We start from the raw sequence: 1,383 nt of genomic DNA, 5'->3' as shown, positions 1-1,383 counted from the left end.
ACTTGCTGTGGAGCGTGACGGGAACGGCGTGGTGGGCTCGCGGACCGGCGTTCGCCTTTCTGCCGTTGGGAGACCGGTTCGTGCTCAGGGTGCGCGGCAGGTGGTCCCTGTTCGCCACTGCGGTCGACCTGGCGGCCGGAGGACAGGGGGAGACCGCCGAACCGTTCCTGGCGCGCTGCGGGCAGGCCCCGCGCCGCAGCCAGCCCGTCCTCGACATGGCACGGGCCCTGGTCGCACTGCAGCGGGGCGAGTTGGCGGATGCGCTCGCCCAGGCGGGTGCTGCTGTGGATGCCGCGCGGACGTCTCCGGCCGGTGTGCGCGGTTGGTGCTGCGCCCAACTGTCCCAGGTCTTCCTCGCCAGCGGTCGTCTCGACGATGCGGCGGCTGTCCGCGATGAGGCGATGCTTCTGCTCCGGGGTCGGCAGTGCCGCCGCTACGCGCGCGAACTACGGGTGGCGCGCGTGGCTGAGGAACTGGCCGTCGAACCGGTCGAGTCCTCCCTACGTGAGATCCACCGTCTGCGGCGGGTGGCCATGCGCGCCGGCGATCAGAACCTGTTGCGGCACACGGAGATATGCGTCGTGCAGTTGATGCTGCGGGAGGTTGATAACCGCGCCGGTGCGGCGCTGATCCTGCCGTCAGTGGTTGAGGGGGACGACGATGCTCGCACCCCGTGGCACATCACCCCGGACCAAGCGGCGAACGAGCGGCTGCTGCGGGCGTCCGTCTTGGTCGAGGCAGAAGATACACGCGACCACGCACGCAAGGACGCGCAGGCAGCGCTGGCGATCGTCGATGCCGGCCGCAGGCCGATCGCCGCCGTCGCCGCGCGTCTGCTGCTGGCCCGGGCCGACGAGTTCGACGGCCGTCACGATCTCGCGCTGGCCCAGGCCGCACATGCTCTCGCGGCCGTTCACGATGCCCGTTACCTGATCCCCTCGGCGCGTGGACGCAAGCAGTGGGAACGCATGCAACTCAACGCCTATGCCACCGTGCTGCGTCTGGCCGAACGCTCGCAGGACGCGCTCCTGGTCGCCGAGGTCGTCGAGACCGTGCGAGGCGAGGTGCTGCCCGACCGGATTGGGCGCGTGGAACTGGAGGCGCACCTCGTGCTCGACGCGATGACCGCCTCGGCCACCTCCGCCGGGACAGCCTCCCGCCCGGACTCCGCTCCCAGAGGGCTTCTGGCCGGAGAAGACTCATCGACAGGAGTGTCGGCCGGTCTGGCGGGTCTTGATCCAGTCCGCAGACCGCCGCCGGTGCGGGTCGCGGGTCAACGGCGGCTGCCCACCGGCACGGACCGGTCCGAGGTGATCGATCTCGACCTGGAGCTGTGCGCGCTGGCCGGTCGCTGCTGGTACTGGAGTGCGGCGGCGGTGCTCG

General features: G+C 70.9%; 1 protein-coding gene. It reads left to right on the top strand.

Annotation, left to right across the window (positions count from 1 at the left end; all coding sequences use genetic code 11):
• The coding region (locus ACWEBX_RS40775; protein WP_451889730.1) for a hypothetical protein at positions 1-1,383 on the top strand (1,383 nt) is incomplete at both ends.

The sequence above is a fragment of the Streptomyces sp. NPDC005070 genome (genome assembly GCF_053600395.1).
The sequence above is the reverse complement of the archived record's forward strand: the minus strand, read 5'-3'. Positions and strand labels throughout refer to the sequence as shown.